Origin of the sequence: Aeromonas sp. R5-4 (assembly GCF_040908215.1) — a bacterium.
GTDB lineage: Bacteria > Pseudomonadota > Gammaproteobacteria > Enterobacterales > Aeromonadaceae > Aeromonas > Aeromonas veronii.
In genome coordinates, this window is record NZ_JBFODG010000013.1 from 226,830 (window position 1) to 243,786 (window position 16,957).

The window sequence follows — 16,957 nt, forward strand, 5'->3', positions numbered from 1 at the left end:
TTGTATAAGCATTGATTCAGTTATAGCAGTTATACAAAAAAATGAAAGTTGTATAACTATTGCCGACTGATACGACACAAGGAGAAAAAAGGGATCACCGGAAAAAGAAAAAACCCATGGCGAACGCCATGGGTAAAAGTCAAGACACTACGGACTACGGGAAGGGGGATTAGAAGCTGTACTTCACACCCAGGCTGGAGATGGAACCTTTTTGCAGATCCCAGTTGCGATAGGTGTAATCGGCAGTCAGCGCCCAGTTCTGGTTGAGCTTGTAGGCACCGCCCACCTTGAAGTCGTGCATATCGTCGGTCATGTTGGCGTAGCGATAAGCGGTGGAGAGCTCGACATTGCCGATGTCGTAGCGCAGGCCCACTTCACCGTACATGCTGCCGCTATCTTTGCGGGCTACGGCATCCCACCCTTTGTTCGCGATATCGCTGGCAAGTTCACGCTCCAGCATGTAGCCGGTCAAACCGGTTTCACCGTAGAGGTTCAGACCCGTGCTCAGCGGGGTAAATACACCGACACCGATGCTGGAGATCGACATGCTGTCGTTGCCGTTGCTGCGAGAGGTGTATTCCGTGCTGCCGCGACCATAGAAATTGGAACCAAAGCTCTTGGAGAGATCCAGGCTCAGACCGCCAAAATCACGGGTTCCTTTGCTGTCATTGCTGAAGGTACCGCTGAGATAGTCGGATTTGGTGTGCGCCCAGGTAGCCGCGCCCTTGGCGTAGCTGAAGGCATCCTGCGCCATGACGGAAGTAGAGGCAAACCCGGCCAGAACCAGAAGAGAGACAGTTGCTTTTTTCATGATGATAACTCCATGTGATTGGGCCCGTTGCTAGCGAGCTGGTATGGAGTCATTGTGCGATCAGGTTCCCGGCTTGCCGAGCTGCAAGCTGTTGCAGAACCATGTCAGATGTAAGCAGATATTGCAGGGGGTGTCAGCGGCAACAAGTTGCCGGCCCAAACAGTTTGCATGGGCCGGAACAACGCCAAATCAGCGGAAGACCACCTCGTCAATTTCGACCCGCACCAGCGGCTGACCGATCAATCCGGCAGGACGGGGGATCTCGAGTGCCAGCGACGGACGGGCTTGCCCCTTGCGCAGATAGGTTTCCGGCAGACGATTCTCGGCAACCCAGAAGCGGGCCTCCTGACGGCTCAGCTGCACCCCGTCAGCACTGAACAGGGTCACCATGCCACGCACCCCGACCACATTGCGGGTGCCGGTATTGCTCACCATAAAGGTCAGCACCAGCGGGTCAGATCCCTTGATCTTGTCCAGCTTGACCACCACACCGTCACGCGCCATCTGGGCAAGCAGTTCCGGATTGGCCTTGGCCTGATCGGTCAGCACCGGAGCTGCGACGGCCACCACGGCACCAGCCTTCCCATCAGCAGCCACGCCCTGCACGGACTCGGCCTGTTTGACCACCAGATACTCCCAGGTGAAGTCGTCGTTGAGCTGAACCTGCCGACCATCGGGCAGCGTCACCTGAGAAAGAGGGGCAGCCTGCGCCAATACGGGGGAGAGGCACAGGGCAATCAGCAGACGGGAGAAGGGTTTCATTGGGCGAAGCTCGGTAACGGGTTAAAGGGCGACAGTATAAACAGTCCCGTCGCCCCTTGCCTATGACGGCACTCACGTTCTGGCACCCGCATCGCTTGCCCACAGGCTAGATGGCGAGATCGTGTCGCTCTTTCTGTGCCATATCCAGGGTCACCAGATCGAACTTGCTCCCCTTGAGGGCAGACAAAATATCCGATTGCATATCAAAGGCCTGCGCACGCTGATGCTCGGGCAGACGCACCCGGGCCAGGGTAGTGGAGCAGTCACACAGGGTATGGAAAAAGACCTGTGCCTCGTCCAGCCCCATGTCGGCCAGCATCTGCTCTGCCTGATCCACCATTCGCAGATAACGCTGCTCAAGCTGCCGTGGATTGGTGAAGCGATTGCTAAGGCAACCGTTGCTCCCCTTGCCCCAACGACCGAGCTGACGCTTGTTGAAGCCGTAACGATAATCGCGGCGCATCAATCCGTTGTCGGCAAAAAACCAGATTGAGTTGGCAGGCAGAGACCCGAACTGAGCAAGATAATCATCACGCTCCTCCACCGCTGCCGGAACCAGCAACGGCAGATGAGTCCACTCCGGACGAGTCTGCACATACTCACCAATGCGGCGAACCGGGTCGATCAGCCCTTCAATATTTGGCAGGCGATCGCAAAAGACGATCTCGTCACTCTTGATGACCCAGTGATCGATGCCATAACGCTGGCAATAACGGCGGGCTCGGGCCACTTCGCTGCGACTGCGGGTCGGATTATCGAGGGTAATTGCGTGGATTTTCACACCGGCAGCGCGGCACAGCTCGATGCTGTAGCAGGATTCCAACCGTCCCGAAAAAGAGACAACCAGCTCGTCAAAACTTGCCAGTCGCTCAATCAGCAGCTGTTCCCTGGCTTGAAAAGAGTGATCATATCCCTGATTCAGTACAACTACATTGGCACCCATTAAACAGCTCCGGATGATGAACAGGTGCAGTATTGTGCGGCAAACAAACTGAATAGACCCTTAAAGAGTCTGGTTAAAATTAAAACTTGATGATTATTTCCTGTGATTCTGCTGCTAAATCTTCATTTTGGGCGTCATAAATTCGTAATCTTGCTTGGTGAACCCGATGGGCTCGCAAGAAACCCTGCGCCTGATCCAGCGAGGTGAAGGTCAGGCGCCCTCCCTCGCTGTCGGTCAGGCAGAGGCACTCCCCTTCTGCCTCAACACAGAGCTGATAACCGCTGCCATCCTTGCAGGCGATGATCAGGGTCGCCTCGGGATAGTGACTGAGCCAATTGCGAAACCGGCCATGCTCCATAGTGCTCCTAGAGGGGCATCACCCCTTGCCGGTGGCCGGCAAACAGCCCAGCTCACCCAGTTGCTGACGACAACTCGCCGCGTCGGTAAAGACGATCCCCCTGATACCGAGGGCCTCGGCGGCCGCTATGTTGGCGGGACTGTCATCGATGAAGATGCACTCTGCCGGTTTCAGATCGAACGACACCAGCAGATAGCGGTAGATATCCGGCTCCGGCTTCATCATCCGCACCCGCGCCGAGACCACCTTGCCGCTAAAGAAGCGCCAAAAATCCTGATGCTGCTCCAGCCAGTCGATGCTGGCATGACCCATGTTGGAGAGGGCATACAGGGTGTGCCCCGCCCCGTGCAGCTCGGCTATCAGGGTTAGCATAGCGGGATCTGGCTGCAGGGAGGCGGGAACTGCCTGTAAAATGGCCAGATTCTGTGCCGCCGAAAGGCCGGTGCGCGCTTGCGCTTCCCGGGCCATGGTGTGGAGCGACATGGTGCCTCTGTCTACCTCCAGCCAATCCGGGTGGTTAAAGAGCTGCTCGGCCAACTGTTCAGCCCCTTGCGGGCCACGCACGGAACGCACTATGCCTACCGGATCCCAGCTCACCACCACCCGCCCCAGATCGAAAATAATCGCCATCGTCTTTACCTCCCCCCACTGGGTTTCAGTCATCAAAACAGAGTCAATAGAACATCGCTCATACGCCATTTTCTTAACCGGATACCCTGCCCCCATCCCCGCCCGCGGGCAAGTTTTACTTGCATCAGACCGGCAAATCCCTTAATGGTTATGACGTTACTTCAAGGACACACCTATGCACGCACCATTCTTCTTTGCTTTCTCGTTTATCCGGCCCGCTTGAGGGAAGGCCTGTCGTCGTGTGAACAGAAAGCAAAGACGAATCGAGCCTCCCCTAGCGGAGGCTTTTTTTTGCATTAATATCAATCGATTACTTGGATAGGGAACAATCATGGCAACGCTCGACGAGATCAGACAAGACATCACCCGGTTGGATCAGGAGCTGCTTGCCCTGCTGGCGAAACGCAAGACCCTCAGCATCGAGGTCGCCCGTGCCAAGCAAGCCAACCCGCGCCCCATCCGTGACCACCAGCGGGAGCAGGAGCTGCTGGTCGCCCTGATCCAGAAAGGGCGTGTGCTGGGGCTGGACGCCCAGTACATCACCCGCATCTATCACACCATCATCGAAGACTCTGTGCTCTCCCAGCAGGCCTATCTGCAGAGCCTGCTCAACCCGGAGCAGCAGGAGCCGATGACCAGCGTCGCCTATCTGGGACCGCGTGGTTCCTACTCCAGCCTGGCCGCCCGCAAATATCTGGCGCGCTACAAGGATCAGGTGATCGAGGTGAACTGCCAGAACTTCCGCGAAGTGCTGGATGCGGTGGAGTCAGGCCGCGCCGCCTTTGGCGTGCTGCCCATCGAAAACACCAGCTCGGGCTCCATCAACGAAGTCTATGACGTGATGCAGCATACCAGCCTCTCCATCGTCGGCGAGCTAACCTACCCCATCGAGCACTGCATCCTCACCGCCGTACCGACCGAGCTGAGTCGCATCAAAACCTTCTATGCCCACCCGCAGGTGTTCCAGCAGTGCTCCCACTATCTGAGCAAGCTGGAAGGTGCCCGTCACGAGATCTGCGACTCCTCCTCCAGCGCCATGATGAAGGTGAAAGAACTGGCCAGCCCGGAGGCCGCCGCCATCGGCAGCGCCGCCGGTGGCGAACTGTATGGTCTGGATGTGCTGGCCGAGCAGCTCGCCAACCAGAAAGAGAACTACAGCCGCTTTATCGTGGTGGCGCGCAAGCCCATCGACGTGGCACCGCAGATCCCGGCCAAGACCACCCTCATCATGTCCACCTCCCAGAAACCGGGTTCGCTGGTCGAGGCGTTGCTGGTACTGCGCAGCCACGAGATCAACATGACCAAGCTCGAATCCCGTCCGGTGCAGGGCAACCCGTGGGAAGAGATGTTCTATCTAGATGTCTCCGCCAACCTGCAGACCCCGGCGATGCAGGCCGCACTGGTGGAGCTGACCAAGATCACCCGCTATATCAAGGTGCTGGGCTGCTACCCGAGCGAGGATGTGAAACCCACCGCAGTGCCGCCGGTGCTGATGGGAAGCTAAACAGCCCACAACGACAAAAGGCGAGCACCCTGCTCGCCTTTTGTTTTGATGCCTGTTTTCAGGTCAGGCAATCAACTCAGAACTGACCCGCCATCAACTGATTGATGTTATAGAGGGCACGGGTATCGAGCTCCATCTCGGTGGCATAGGTATTGCCGCGCGGATAAGAGGCAACCACCCGGGCACCACGCACCACACCGGCGACCGACACATCCAGCGAGTTGGAGGTCTGGGTCAGGTCACGATAGCTGCTCTGGCCGCGCACCTGCTGACCATTGAGCTGCTCGGCCAGCTCGCGATATGCATCCATTTTGGAAGCGCGAATGGCTTGCAGCATCTTCTCCGACTGGGAGGGGCCAGGCTGGATGTCGATCACCGCATAGCCTACCGCCTTGAGCACCGGAAAATCATCGGGCTTGCCACCCTGGGTGTAATCCACCACCCGGTTGTAGCTGCAACCGGTGAGCAAGAGTGCCAACAGGCAACCAAACAGGATCTTCATGACTCGCTCCTCACGGGGTCAGGTTGACCAGATGACCGCCCGGCCGGGCCTGACTGTCACGCATCAGATAACCGCGATTGATCGATGCCCGACCAAACGAATTGTTGGCACCGAACAGATATTTTTGCGGGATCAGGCTCTGGGCCGTGGTCTCCACCATCTTGGTGCGCATGTCGATAACGCGGGCGTTGACCAGGATCCCCTTGCTATTGCGGCTGAAGGTGCCGACCAGAATGCGGGAGATCGGCAAACGGGAAGAGAGCTCCTTGTAGTTTCGGCTCAGTACGAAGTCCCCCTGCGGCGTCACCTTGATGCTACCGGTCAGCTTGAAGTCCACCACCACCTCGCCGCGACGGTTGAGCTCGTAGATAAAGCTCTCCTCAATCTGCTGCCCCATCCAGTTGGTATCCTGCAGGGTATCGAGATCGACGAAAGAGGCCACCGCGATGGGCTCGGTCAGGGTGGTCAGCGATTTGCGCTCCATCAGCTGATCGGTCATGCGCGCCACCAGCCAGTTGAGCTCCATCCCCTGCGCCGCCTGGCGGGGGTCACCCTGATCCCGATTGATAGGGTCGGAGCCGCACCCGGTCAATGCCAGGGCAAGCGCCAACGCCGTGATGAGTTTGTTCATGGATACCTTTCCTGTATCTGCACCTGACTTATTATCGGACGCGCCGGACAAAGCTTGAGCCGGGAATGAGGCATGATTCTTGCTTTTTAATAGACATCGTCAGCGCCAACGTGCGCTGCCACTTGGAACGTGTTGTGATCCATGTCGGCCAGCAGACGCCATTTCCTCAAAATGGCGCGGCTGCCCGCCAACTCAAGGTATCTGCTATGAAATTACCGCTGCTGTTGACCCTGCTGCTGGCCAGCCTGAGTGCCCGCGCCGAGCTTATCGAAGCGCAGGGCAGCGCCGCCATTCTGGGGGGCGATGAAGTCTATGCCCGCGAGCAGGCGACCCGCGACGCCCTGCGTCAGGCGCTGCTGGCCAGCGGCGCGGCCGTTTCCAGCGTCCAGCGTCTGGAAAATGGCAGCCTTCGCTCCGAGCAGATCCAGATCCGCTCCGGCGGCGACATTCGCCAGTACCGGCTCAAGCGGGAAGAGGTGCGCAACGGCCGCATGTATATCACGCTAGTGGCCGACATTCAGGCCGAGCGCCAGATCTGCCAGACCCAGCACTTCGCCAAGGATTTGACACTGGTGCGGCTGCGGATGCGCTATCCGGACCAAGCGAGCTACGGCGCCATGGACGACATGCCGGAAAACCTATCGCGACGACTGTTCGAGACTCTCGCCAACGCGCCGCAAGGGGTCGCTGTGCGCCAGTGGCTGGATGAAAACCTGCGCATCGATCCGCTCCATCTGCAACAGGGGGATCGCAGCGCCCTCGAGGAGATCAAGGCACTCAGCCTGCGTACCGACAGCCAATATCTGGTGCTCGGCAGCATCGACGATCTCTCCATCGAACCTCAGGGCAACCAGCTGACCAGCTGGTATGAGGATCCCGTACGCAACTTTCGCATGCAGCTCTACCTGTTCGATGGCATCAACGGCAGTCTGGTCAACCGAAAGGTCTACGAAGGGCGCGCCACCTGGACCTTTGGCAAGCGGGAGCAAGTGGGCAGCAGCAGCGGCCAGTTCTGGCAGTCAAGCTACGGCCAGGAGGTCAACTACCAGTTGCAGCAGGCGGCTCAGGATCTGGTAGCCCAGCTCACCTGCGCCCCGGTCACCGCCCGGGTGGTCGGCCAGAACGAACGCGGCCCCTACATCAATCTGGGACGGCGCAACGGCGTCAAACTTGGCGACCAGTTCCGCATCCAGCACAACGCCGACTTCATCGACCCATACGGCAAGTCGCGCATGATGCGCAACCCGGCCGACGGCCTGTTCGAAGTGGTGCAGGTATTCGACGATGGCGCCATCATCAGCAGCCAGAACAAATATTCGCCGTTTAACATCCAGAATGGGGATTTGGCAGTATTGGAATAAGAATCAAGGGTTTAAAAGGGAATTGCTTCTTGTATAATGCCCGCCACACAGCTCCCGTAGCTCAGTAGGATAGAGCGGTCCCCTCCTAAGGGACAGGCCACTGGTTCGACTCCAGTCGGGAGCGCCATATAAAACAAGGGGTTGGCATCATCACGATGCCAACCCCTTGGTCGTTTTTGGCCCTGGCGTGCTTGTGAGCGTCGTATTACCCCATCATGCGCTCAAAACCCAGGGGCTATGGGATAACACAGTGGCCCTGAAGGGCCACTTGCCTGTCAAGCTATCAGCCTTTTTGCCAGGTAGTGGCAATCTTGCCAAACCAGTGCTCCGAGAGTTTCTGCGCCTGTTTAACTTCCGGTTTGGTCATCGCTGCTTCCAGCTCATCGCGAGCCTGCACGGCTTCTGGCATCCCTTCTGTTGCCGCCATAGATAACCAGGCATAGGCATGTACTCGGTTGCGCGGAGCCCCCAGTCCCTCTTCACGCATGGTCCCCATACGGTATTGAGCCATCCGGTCACCCTGCTGGGCAGCCAGACGATACTGCTTGAGTGCCAGCACATAGTCCTCTTTACCGCCCAAACCCTGCCGCAGCATCTCGCCATAAGCATATTGAGCCTGGGTATGACCTTGTCCAGCAGCTTTGGCATAGCTGGCTCTGGCTTGCTCCAACTCACCCTGCTCTTGCTGCAACTGCGCCAGCTCGAAACTGGCCTTGGTGATCCCGCCTTCCGCAGCCAGAGTCAACCAATGCTGCCTGGCTACGCCATCTGTTTGTTGCAAGCTCAGTTGGTACTCTGCCTCATGCGAGCCATGAGTCACCGCCACCTCCAGCCAATATCTTCCCAACGCAGGATCAGCTTGCACCTGCTCTCCCGCCAGATAAGCAACACCCAGCCATAGTTCAGCTTCGGCAGAACCCGCATTGGCAGCCCGCTGATAAGCCGCGAAAGCATCAGTTGGTGTAGCCTGACGAGCCAGCAACAACAAGGCATCCGGCTGCTGCTGGGCGGCAGCCTTCTCAAACCAGCGCTGGGCAATATCCGGGCGTTTGCTCACCCCTCTCCCCTGTTCATAACGCTTGCCCAGCTGATACTGAGCGTCACGATTGCCCAGCTCTGCCGCTTTTTCCAACCACTTGATGGCATCCTCATCCGCCCCCTGCTGCTTGGCATACCACTGCCCAAGGATCAATTGCGCCTCTGCATGATCCTGTTTGGCGGCTTTCTCGAACCAGTCGAGGCATTCACTGACCAACTTGCCCTGATGCTGCTCCTGACACATCAGGCCCAGCTGATAGCTGGCATTGCTGTTGCCAAGGCGAGCAGAGCGCTGCCACCACTGGGTAGCGAGCGTCGGGTTTTTGGGCTCCCCGAGTCCGGCCTGATACCAGTCACCCACTTGCCAAGCAGCATTGGCGCGGATCTGTTTATCGGCGGCCAAGGGGCCAGACTGCTCTGCCGCTTGCTGCATCCAGTGCATTGCATTGGGGTAATCGGGCTGACTGGCCAGACGTTTGGCCAACTCATATTGAGCCTTGCCATTGCCCTGAGTGGCGGCTTGGGATAACTCGGCGTCAGTGAGTGAAGTTGTGGAAGAGCAGGCTGCGAGCAGGCCGATCGCCAGCGTCAGCCATAAGAGTCGATGGGTCATGAGAAAATTCTTCGTAGAGTTAAAAAGGAACAGATGAGGTGCTGCTGTATTGCGGACTAATCCGTTATGCTACGCAGCCACCTGATTGAGCATACAGTTGATGCGGCACCTTCCCTGGCCATTAGCCTTGCCTGTCAGGTGGTTTTTGCAGTTATAATAAGCTCTGTTACATTCCGAATTCTAGGAAGTAACTTCTAACTTGATGCGTTTTCATCCATTCGTTAGCCCAAGATTTAGCCTCTTCAATTTCGTTCTCAGAGAGTTTTTTTTCAAGAAGACTGAGTTCTTTAACAGAACGAGAATAGGCTGACTCCTCAGTTTCTGGCGGTAGTTGATGGGTTAATACATATAACCAACCGTAAGCTTTTTTATTGCTTTGCATATCAGCAGGAATTGGAATGGTAAACTCATCGCCTCCCATCAGATAAGTGCTATAGATCCTTATCGAGTTAATATTTCCTGTATTGGCTGCACGTTCGAGCCAAGCCAGCATTCCAACAATATCTTTGTCTTTCTCAGCATAGCTGGACATAACCTCCATCGCCTTGGGATGGCCATGATTGGCGGCTTGTTCTGTCCAATAACGTTCAGCTTTATCACGGGAGCCAGGGATAAGGTACCAACCGCAGCCACTTCGGATGTCATTTGCTAAATTGAACTGAGCTCCTGCATCCCCTTTTTGGGCTGCCTTCTCAAGCCATTTACATGCACCATTATCATCATTTTTTAATGATAGGACGAAAGAATATGTCTTCACCCCCTCAATATCGCCTTCTTCAGCCAGTTGCTTAGATTTCTTAATCAGCTTGTCAGACCAACCACCATCACCTTGATGTTCAGCTAATGTTGAGTCAAGCATGACATTTTCACCGATATTAGAAAGGGCTAGCATCCCACAAAGCCCCCCTAACTCAGCTGCTTTTTTAAAGTATTTTTGTGCATCAGCGTTAACAATCAAAGATGTGCCTTGATAGCCGCTGGCAATGGTACATAGCGCTTTAGTACTGCCCGCATTAGCTGCTTGCCACATCAGGTCTAGCCCTTTATCCCACCCTTGTTCATAGGGGATAACCGCTTGTTGATAAAGCTCATCTGCTGTCACCACCTTATTTGCAGATGCGCTTTCAAATGAGACCGAGATCAACAAACCAAACACGAGCATTGAAAATTTATTAACTCTTAACATTCCACCCGTCCTGAATCTGAGAACGACCATACGTATTAGAGATCTTGTAGTTAGGTTGTGCATTTTCCCAACGCATATTTGATAACACATTGCGAGCTCGCCGATACTTTATTAATGTTGACTTAAGGTCATCATTTCTACTGTCCGCAGGCAAAGCCATATATTTATCTAGTGTACTAAGGTTACGCTTATAAGCACCAATCTGATCTTGCACATTGATATCGGTCATGCGGCTTATCGCCTCTTGAAACTTATGGCAATTATCAGTAGTAGCTTTACCGCTATAGAGCCAATCAACCAAGCGCGCAATGGTCATTTGCTGCAACACATGGGTCTCTTTATCCGATAAATTGACAGGGGGATTGTTCAGCCTCAGTACTTTGGAGTTTGCCACCAAGGTACCCAATAACGAGCCCAATGCCTCCGGCAGTAGACCGTTGGCCCACGCTTTAAGCTTGGCTTCCGTTGCTGCATTGGCCCTAGTATCGCCAGCCGTATCCGGGCGTAAAGCCGGATTGGGATTACGTGGTTTAGGCAGCAAGTGACCCGACAACGTCCACGCCACCAGACCCGCATTCTGGCTGCGATTCAGCTTGCCGTAGAGGCGATCAACAAAGTCTTTCTCTGCCGCCACTATCTGACCAATATTGACCCCCAACAGCAGTGCAAGCTGACTGGCCCTGGAGAGCCGCTGATAGCTCTCCTCATCGGCGAAGACTTCGACCCGCTCGTAGTTGCAGCGGCGCAGCAGCTCCTGAAACATGGCCACCACATAACCGGTAGATTGCCAGTCTACTTCAAACTCGAAATACCCTCTGGCCTTGGCGCTGCCCCCCAGTACCCCGGCCTTAACTCCCAACCGCATCCGGTTATTGCGCCAGCTCAGGATAAAGGGGAACTCGCTCAGCGTGTCCTTGATTTCGGCCTTCAACCCGGTGGTGGCCTTGCATAGCTGCAGCGGCAGCTTAGCCTCTTCGGCCACAATTCCTAGACGCTTGATCATGCTGCTATCTGGACGCCAAAGCAGGCGTCCTGACAGACTGCAGCCCACCTCTGCCCCAACCTCGGCGGTAAATTCCCCCTTCTCTTCAGCCTTGACCGCCACATCGAGCCCACTGAGGCTAATTCCACCGACGCTGGCATTGAGCGATGCCTCGCGGCCCGCTTTGAGCATGGCGCCCGCTTTGCCCCACGCCTTGGCGTGGACATCTACGGCCCAGGTGCCCAGATTGATCTGGTATTTGTTGCCACTCTTGGGGGCGATCAGGGTTGCTATCGTGGGTTTTGCGCCTCGTGGCAAGGTGATCCTGAACAGATCGATCTCGCCGCGCAGAGGATAAAACTCTGCAGTGACCGACAAGCTGGCGCTCGGCCCAGGCATGGAGACGGTGCCGTCCTGATAGGTCAGTGTCATCGGCGGGGGGTCTATCTTGCCGGAGCTGCTGAGTTTGCCCTTCCAGTCGCTGTAACTCATCATCCGCATCAACTGTGCTTGGGGAGATTCATCAAAGGGACCAAACTCCACCTGCTTGTCAGAGCGATAGAGCAGTGTGCCAAGGTGCCCCGCAAAGCGGCTACGCCACGCGTCGAGAGCCTTCACCTTGATGTTCTTCTGCTCCAGGTAGTCGGCCACCTTGTCAAAATTGAGGGCGCCGCTCTCTTTGTAAAACCAGCCCTTTTGCAGAGGGAGAGGGGTAATGCCATCTTGCGCCAGCAGGGCGAGCAGCACAGGATCCTGCTCCAGTTTGAGCAGATCACCCGCCCGCTCCTTGACCTTGTCTACTGGCAACTGCCAGAGGCTGAAGTAGCTGAGTGGCTCTACCGATAACGCCGCCGAGCATATCTCACGCAGTGGATAATCCCCCTTGGTCAATACGTCCATGGGTTGGCGCTGATATTCCCCCTCCCATGCCAATACCCGAGGAGGGACTTGGCGGGAGCAGGCCAACAGAGCCTTTTCGTACAGCTCGTTAGCTTGTTTGTGGGCAGTATTAATCGCATCGAGCTGACGCTGAAACATCTGCTGGGGTGGCAACAAGGGATTCTCTTTGTCGCTGCTGGCGGCATAACCGCTATCGAGCGCGGTCAAGAAGGCCTTGGTGGTCTTCTCCAGTTCTTCTTCGGCCTGCTTTTTCTGGGCCAGATAGGCGTACCAACTGGCATAGCACTTATCACCGGCCACACACCCCTCTATGCCGCTCAGAGCAAACTCCGGCACGGCGACCCCGAGCGCACCAAGCTCGCTGATGCAGCGATTGAGGGTCTGCTGGGCCGCAGTCATCTTGGCCAGGTTTTCCTGACGATGGCTAAACCAATCGTCACTCGGCCACATCAGATCGTTGCTGTGCTCCTGCATCAGGGTCTGGGTTTTCAGCACCGCTTGTCGCAGCAATTCAATCTGCTCTGCCGGGGGCTTTTCTGCCACAAACGTGGCACGGGCCTTGTTGTATTGCGCCAGCAATTTGCCGATTTTGACCTGACGCGGGTCATAGTAGTGGCCATTTTTATCGACTTCATACCCTTGCGCCTTGGCTTGCTCAATCCCTTGGCGTTTGAGCTGTTCCAGTTGCTCAATACACTTGGCATCCTCAGCAGCCAGATTGATAAATTGCTTGTGTACTGCAGCCTGACTGTTATCTCCGTAGGGCAAAAAGGTCGGGCTGGCAGGCCTGCTCGCCTGAATGTTGCTCCATTCTTGCTGTTGGGCCGGGGTCAAGAAGCTGTATGGGGTCGGGCTAATCATCAGGCTATCGAGTTGAATACCCTGTGCCGCCAGCGCTTGCAGCTTGCTGGATGAACCAAGCACCTTGGCCTCAAACTCACTGACCACCATTTTTATCTTCTTGAAGGCTTTTTTCTCGACCAGCCAGAAGCAGTTGGAGCCGCTGACGTAGAAGATGTCTTCAAACTCTTTTGCCGAGCAGGGGGATTTGACCGCAGCGAATGACTCATTTGATGCAGCCTCGGGCAACGGAACAAAAGGCAACATAGTCGGCGACTGACAGAGCCCTTCATCAATGACATTGTTAACTACAGGTGACGTAGTCGTGGTTGGTGCGGACATCTATAACGCCTCCACTGGCTGATGGGTCTGACCCTGCCAAAAACGGTTTGCCACAGCCAGCGGCTCATGGCACTCAATATCGAAGGTGGCCAACCACTGGGCCATGCGGCCATCCAACACGGGAGCAGGATAATCATTAAGCAGGGTGAGCCAAGGCATAAGCTCCCACTGCTCGGTCAAGCCTTTCTCAATCAGGCATGCAAGCGAAGATGCAAGACCATAACACAAAGCAGGGTCAATCCGGGCTGCTTGCAAGCTATAAAGCAGACGGGTTTTCTGGGCCATCACCAGCAATTCCGAACTCAAACACACCGGTTGCTCAAAGGCGGCTTCGTGCTCAGCGCTGACAATTTCACACCAGGTTGCAGAGCACCAGTCAGGCAAGTACACCGCCTCCAACACTGAGCCCACCAAGGGGGCATCATACTGGCAGGCATAGATAGCCAGCCAAATGGCCGGATCGTAAAAGCGCAGATAGCTTTGCCCCTTCCCATCTGGCACCGTCAGGAACTGTCTGAAATGGTTGGCTAGCTCTTCGCAAAAGAGCGATGCGCGCAGCGCAACGCCTGCGCGCCTCTCTCGCACTTCCGTGAGCAACGTTTCCCTGACAGTGCGCTCGGAAGGGAGGCGGAGCAAAAGGGGGCTCACTTCCAATAAGGCTTGGTGGTGCGTACCAGCAAACAGCAGCGTTAATTCGGGCTGCTCAATGAGCTGATAGATCACCTCTTGCGCCTCTTCCCAACGTGCTACATCAATCAGCAAATAGTTGATTGGTAAGCTATCAGGAGATAACCGATGCAGAAACGTTAACTGTTCCCATCGAGTTTGCATGTGCAGTCTCCCCGTTCACATGTGCCATTAGAGCGCTTGCCACACATGGGCATTGCTACCACACCGGCTTTTGCCGCGACCAACATGGCCGGGATCATCTCTGGGGTTGGCGGTACAACATAAGGCGCTAATGCTACCCCCATCGGCAGGCCGGGCATCTGACCCGCCCACCCTGAGCCTGAGCCGGGACTGCCACCAGAGTTCATCTTGATGGTGGGGCCGACCAAGGTGACGCCGCTTGGATCGACCTTCACAAAACTGCCACCGACTTTCAGGGTGATCTCCGACCCGGCTTCCAACACAATTTTTTGGCCCGAGTCGAGATGAATCTCCTGTACAGCATCAACCAGCAACGACTGGCCCAGTTTCTGGTGCAGGGAGGTATCCACCGTCAGCGAATAGTCCGCCTTGATATGGTCGCGTTTTTCGCCTTCGACTGTCAGGTGGTCATTACCTAGGCTGGGCGGAGCGCCATCCTTGCCCGGCACTTTTCTTATGCGGGTGACCCGCTCGTTGTCGATATCGGTGTGCTGGTCGTGCTTGATGTGCCACGCAACATCGTGCTCTATCAGCACATTCAGGTCTTTCTGACCGTGGATGTAAATCTCTTCCTGTCCCGCCTGGTCTTCAAAACGCAGCTCGTTGAAACCCTCGCCCTTGTGGGTCTCGGTGCGCAGCACGGTGCGGGTCTTGTTGGCGGGTAGCTCATACGGCGGCCGGTTGGTAGCGTGGTAGGTGCGACCCGTCACGATAGGCTGGTCGGGGTCACCTTCGAGGAATGAGACGATAACCTCGTGGCCGATGCGCGGAATCGCCATCATGCCGTACTGGCCACCGGCCCAACCCTGGCTCACCCGCACCCAGCAGGAGCTCTGGTCGTTGGAGCTGCCGTAGCGGTCCCACGGGAACTGCAGCTTCACCCGGCCATGCTCGTCGCAGTAAATCTCCTCCCCCTCCGGGCCCACCACGATAGCGATTTGCGGGCCATCCACCATCGGCTTGTGAGGTGCTTCTGGGCTGCCGATACGGGCGCGCCAGGTGGTACTCGCTTTCACCACACCAAATTCGTTGTGGTAGACGGTCGGACCGCTGCCCCCCTCCTCCTCCAGCGCCTGCGGTTGCTCACCGGTGTGGCGGATATGGACGATTTGCCAGTCGGTGTTGAGGCTGCCGTTGGGGTGTTCGGTGAGTGAAAAGTGCTGACCCGGCAGCAGGGCGGCGCTGTTGGATTTACCACTGCCCGCCACCGCATCATTGCGCAGCGCATCGAGCCGGTGTTGAGCAAACGCCTTGCCGCTCGGGTCCTGCTTGTAGCGGCCCGGGTAGTCGAAGTGCTGGTAGGTATCGCGCTGATGCTCGAGTTCTGCACCCTGCTTTTTATGGGAGAGACCATAGGCTGGCGTCTTGAAGCTGTAGTCTTTGAGCTCTACATCGCTTGGCCGCACAGCCTCGCGGTAGTGGAACTGGCGCACGTAAGGGCCTTGTTCCAGCGAGCGGTTGCCGAGGTTGAAGAAGAGCTCGGGGCCGGCAGTCAGGGCTGCCGCATCGTCAGCAAAGACGATGCGGTGCTTGCCTGCTTCAAACTCGTGGAAGTAGAACAGCCCCTCTTCGGCTGCGAGGCGATTGAGGAAGTCGAGGTCGGTCTCGCGGTGCTGCACGCAGTATTCGCGCTGGGCGTGCTCGTTTTTCAGGGCAAAGGCGTAATCGGTAATGCCATGCTCTTGCAGCAGGATACTGAGGATTCCATCGGGCTTCTGCGCCTGAAAGATGCGGGAGTTCTGGCGCAGCCCCAATCGCCACAGGGCGGGTTTGACGTTGAGGCTGTAACGGGTGCGGCGAAAGCCGCTGTCCCCTTGGGCAAACTCGCTCACTACCCCGCAGACCCGGCGTTGCAGCTCGCCGCTGTACCACACCATCAGCTCGCACGGCTGGCCCAGCACGGCGCCAAAGTCGACATCAGGCTGACTACTTGCCAACTCCAGCTGCAGGTTGAACGGCCGGTTCAGCCCCTCATCCAGCTGGAAACTGGCCACCACGAAGGTGCTCTCGGGCAGCGCCCCCACCTTCACGGTAAATTGCAATCCGGTTTGATTAGCCATGGCTTTCCCCTCTTGTCACGGCCAAGCAGTGCCTGAGCCCTTGCCTACTCTCGCGCCCATACACGCCCTCACCGCGCGGCCACGCTACCGCCCTCTCCGGTGCCGCAAGGGCCACCAAAGATAAAGGGGTTAACAGGTTACGAGCGGTTCGGGTCTGCATCACAGGACACCCTTTAGTGCTTTGCCATCCCTCCGCACTCACCAGCAGGGCATCAAACCCCGGCAGGGGGATGGCAAAACAGAAAAGCTCCAGCCAACCCGTTGGCCAGGCTGGAGAAAATGCACAGTACAAGAAGCCGGTTGAACAACCGGCTCAAAGACACATTACTACTTACAAGGAATACCAAAGTACCGAAGCAAGGCTTACGCCTCGATGGGGGCGCGCCAGTCGTCCGCACCGGAAGTACCGGCAACGGTGTGCTCCCAGTCGATCTTGCGGTAAGCCATGGAGACCTGGATAAGCTGGGTGAAGTCAGACTTCGCCGGGTCCTGGCAGTGCGGCATCTGGCAGTCGATGTCAACGATGGTGGCATCGGTCAGCACGGTAGAGAAGAAGTGCTCCTGCTTGCCTTCAACGGAGGTGCGGTACCACTTCAGGGTCACTTTCGGCAGCATCTCGCCGGA

General features: G+C 56.6%; 14 protein-coding genes, 1 tRNA gene, 1 pseudogene and 1 other annotated feature. Of the genes and pseudogenes, 3 read left to right on the forward strand and 13 right to left on the reverse strand.

Annotated features, from left to right (window positions below):
- Positions 1-169 precede the first annotated feature (169 nt).
- The 5 genes from AB5Y83_RS05440 to AB5Y83_RS05460 form a co-directional block, all read right to left on the reverse strand.
- The gene (locus AB5Y83_RS05440; protein WP_139440007.1) at positions 170-811 is read right to left on the reverse strand and encodes an autotransporter; all 642 of its coding nucleotides are present in this window, start codon (positions 809-811) and stop codon (positions 170-172) included.
- Between the two features lie 189 nt (positions 812-1,000).
- The gene (locus tag AB5Y83_RS05445; RefSeq protein WP_139430334.1) at positions 1,001-1,573 is read right to left on the reverse strand and encodes a DUF3157 family protein; all 573 of its coding nucleotides are present in this window, start codon (positions 1,571-1,573) and stop codon (positions 1,001-1,003) included.
- A gap of 106 nt (positions 1,574-1,679) precedes the next feature.
- A complete protein-coding gene (locus AB5Y83_RS05450) occupies positions 1,680-2,516 on the reverse strand; it encodes a hypothetical protein (protein ID WP_042080710.1) in 837 nt (278 codons plus the stop codon).
- A 79-nt stretch (positions 2,517-2,595) separates the two neighbouring features.
- Positions 2,596-2,874, reverse strand: a complete 279-nt coding sequence (locus AB5Y83_RS05455) for a DUF6482 family protein (RefSeq protein WP_005338699.1) — start codon at positions 2,872-2,874, stop codon at positions 2,596-2,598.
- A gap of 18 nt (positions 2,875-2,892) precedes the next feature.
- Positions 2,893-3,504, reverse strand: a complete 612-nt coding sequence (locus AB5Y83_RS05460) for an HAD family phosphatase (protein ID WP_139430332.1) — start codon at positions 3,502-3,504, stop codon at positions 2,893-2,895.
- A gap of 171 nt (positions 3,505-3,675) precedes the next feature.
- Positions 3,676-3,797, forward strand: a sequence feature (Phe leader region).
- Positions 3,798-3,835: 38 nt separating this feature from the next.
- Between AB5Y83_RS05460 and pheA the strand changes: the two genes are divergently transcribed.
- Positions 3,836-5,008 carry a prephenate dehydratase gene (pheA, locus tag AB5Y83_RS05465; protein WP_005343631.1) on the forward strand — a complete coding sequence of 391 codons (1,173 nt, stop codon included), beginning with the start codon at positions 3,836-3,838 and terminating at the stop codon, positions 5,006-5,008.
- 76 nt (positions 5,009-5,084) lie between these two features.
- Here the strand turns inward: pheA and AB5Y83_RS05470 are convergent, their stop codons facing one another.
- Positions 5,085-5,510: an LPP20 family lipoprotein gene (locus tag AB5Y83_RS05470; protein ID WP_005349622.1), complete on the reverse strand. Its 426-nt coding sequence runs from the start codon at positions 5,508-5,510 to the stop codon at positions 5,085-5,087.
- 10 nt (positions 5,511-5,520) lie between these two features.
- On the reverse strand, positions 5,521-6,141 hold the full coding sequence (locus AB5Y83_RS05475) for a FlgO family outer membrane protein (protein WP_005338718.1): 621 nt from the start codon (positions 6,139-6,141) through the stop codon (positions 5,521-5,523).
- Positions 6,142-6,347: 206 nt separating this feature from the next.
- Between AB5Y83_RS05475 and AB5Y83_RS05480 the strand changes: the two genes are divergently transcribed.
- Positions 6,348-7,502 carry a flagellar assembly protein FlgT gene (locus AB5Y83_RS05480; RefSeq protein ID WP_019446850.1) on the forward strand — a complete coding sequence of 385 codons (1,155 nt, stop codon included), beginning with the start codon at positions 6,348-6,350 and terminating at the stop codon, positions 7,500-7,502.
- A gap of 50 nt (positions 7,503-7,552) precedes the next feature.
- A tRNA-Arg gene (locus tag AB5Y83_RS05485) sits at positions 7,553-7,629 on the forward strand.
- 156 nt (positions 7,630-7,785) lie between these two features.
- Here AB5Y83_RS05485 and AB5Y83_RS05490 read toward each other — a convergent pair.
- The 6 genes and pseudogenes from AB5Y83_RS05490 to hcp1 form a co-directional block, all read right to left on the reverse strand.
- A complete protein-coding gene (locus AB5Y83_RS05490; RefSeq protein WP_368174822.1) occupies positions 7,786-9,153 on the reverse strand; it encodes a tetratricopeptide repeat protein in 1,368 nt (455 codons plus the stop codon).
- A 166-nt stretch (positions 9,154-9,319) separates the two neighbouring features.
- Positions 9,320-10,339 carry a hypothetical protein gene (locus AB5Y83_RS05495; RefSeq protein ID WP_368174823.1) on the reverse strand — a complete coding sequence of 340 codons (1,020 nt, stop codon included), beginning with the start codon at positions 10,337-10,339 and terminating at the stop codon, positions 9,320-9,322.
- Positions 10,326-13,403, reverse strand: coding sequence for a hypothetical protein (locus AB5Y83_RS05500; RefSeq protein WP_139403268.1), 3,078 nt, complete (start codon positions 13,401-13,403; stop codon positions 10,326-10,328). The genes AB5Y83_RS05495 and AB5Y83_RS05500 overlap by 14 nt, the downstream gene beginning before the upstream one ends.
- The gene (locus AB5Y83_RS05505; RefSeq protein WP_021230344.1) at positions 13,404-14,234 is read right to left on the reverse strand and encodes a DUF4123 domain-containing protein; all 831 of its coding nucleotides are present in this window, start codon (positions 14,232-14,234) and stop codon (positions 13,404-13,406) included.
- A complete protein-coding gene (gene tssI, locus AB5Y83_RS05510; RefSeq protein ID WP_368174824.1) occupies positions 14,210-16,333 on the reverse strand; it encodes a type VI secretion system tip protein TssI/VgrG in 2,124 nt (707 codons plus the stop codon). Before tssI ends, AB5Y83_RS05505 begins: the two co-directional genes overlap by 25 nt.
- 363 nt (positions 16,334-16,696) lie before the next feature.
- Positions 16,697-16,957: pseudogene (gene hcp1 / locus AB5Y83_RS05515) on the reverse strand (type VI secretion system effector Hcp1); the annotation flags it as partial.

Excerpts from the sequence above, each read along its gene's own strand:
- AB5Y83_RS05440 (WP_139440007.1), bottom strand. The coding sequence starts at position 811 with ATGAAAAAAGCAACTGTCTCTCTTCTGGTTCTGGCCGGGTTTGCCTCT.
- AB5Y83_RS05445 (WP_139430334.1), bottom strand. The coding sequence starts at position 1,573 with ATGAAACCCTTCTCCCGTCTGCTGATTGCCCTGTGCCTCTCCCCCGTA.
- AB5Y83_RS05450 (WP_042080710.1), bottom strand. The coding sequence starts at position 2,516 with ATGGGTGCCAATGTAGTTGTACTGAATCAGGGATATGATCACTCTTTT.
- AB5Y83_RS05455 (WP_005338699.1), bottom strand. The coding sequence starts at position 2,874 with ATGGAGCATGGCCGGTTTCGCAATTGGCTCAGTCACTATCCCGAGGCG.
- AB5Y83_RS05460 (WP_139430332.1), bottom strand. The coding sequence starts at position 3,504 with ATGGCGATTATTTTCGATCTGGGGCGGGTGGTGGTGAGCTGGGATCCG.
- pheA (WP_005343631.1), top strand. The coding sequence starts at position 3,836 with ATGGCAACGCTCGACGAGATCAGACAAGACATCACCCGGTTGGATCAG.
- AB5Y83_RS05470 (WP_005349622.1), bottom strand. The coding sequence starts at position 5,510 with ATGAAGATCCTGTTTGGTTGCCTGTTGGCACTCTTGCTCACCGGTTGC.
- AB5Y83_RS05475 (WP_005338718.1), bottom strand. The coding sequence starts at position 6,141 with ATGAACAAACTCATCACGGCGTTGGCGCTTGCCCTGGCATTGACCGGG.
- AB5Y83_RS05480 (WP_019446850.1), top strand. The coding sequence starts at position 6,348 with ATGAAATTACCGCTGCTGTTGACCCTGCTGCTGGCCAGCCTGAGTGCC.
- AB5Y83_RS05490 (WP_368174822.1), bottom strand. The coding sequence starts at position 9,153 with ATGACCCATCGACTCTTATGGCTGACGCTGGCGATCGGCCTGCTCGCA.
- AB5Y83_RS05495 (WP_368174823.1), bottom strand. The coding sequence starts at position 10,339 with ATGTTAAGAGTTAATAAATTTTCAATGCTCGTGTTTGGTTTGTTGATC.
- AB5Y83_RS05500 (WP_139403268.1), bottom strand. The coding sequence starts at position 13,403 with ATGTCCGCACCAACCACGACTACGTCACCTGTAGTTAACAATGTCATT.
- AB5Y83_RS05505 (WP_021230344.1), bottom strand. The coding sequence starts at position 14,234 with ATGCAAACTCGATGGGAACAGTTAACGTTTCTGCATCGGTTATCTCCT.
- tssI (WP_368174824.1), bottom strand. The coding sequence starts at position 16,333 with ATGGCTAATCAAACCGGATTGCAATTTACCGTGAAGGTGGGGGCGCTG.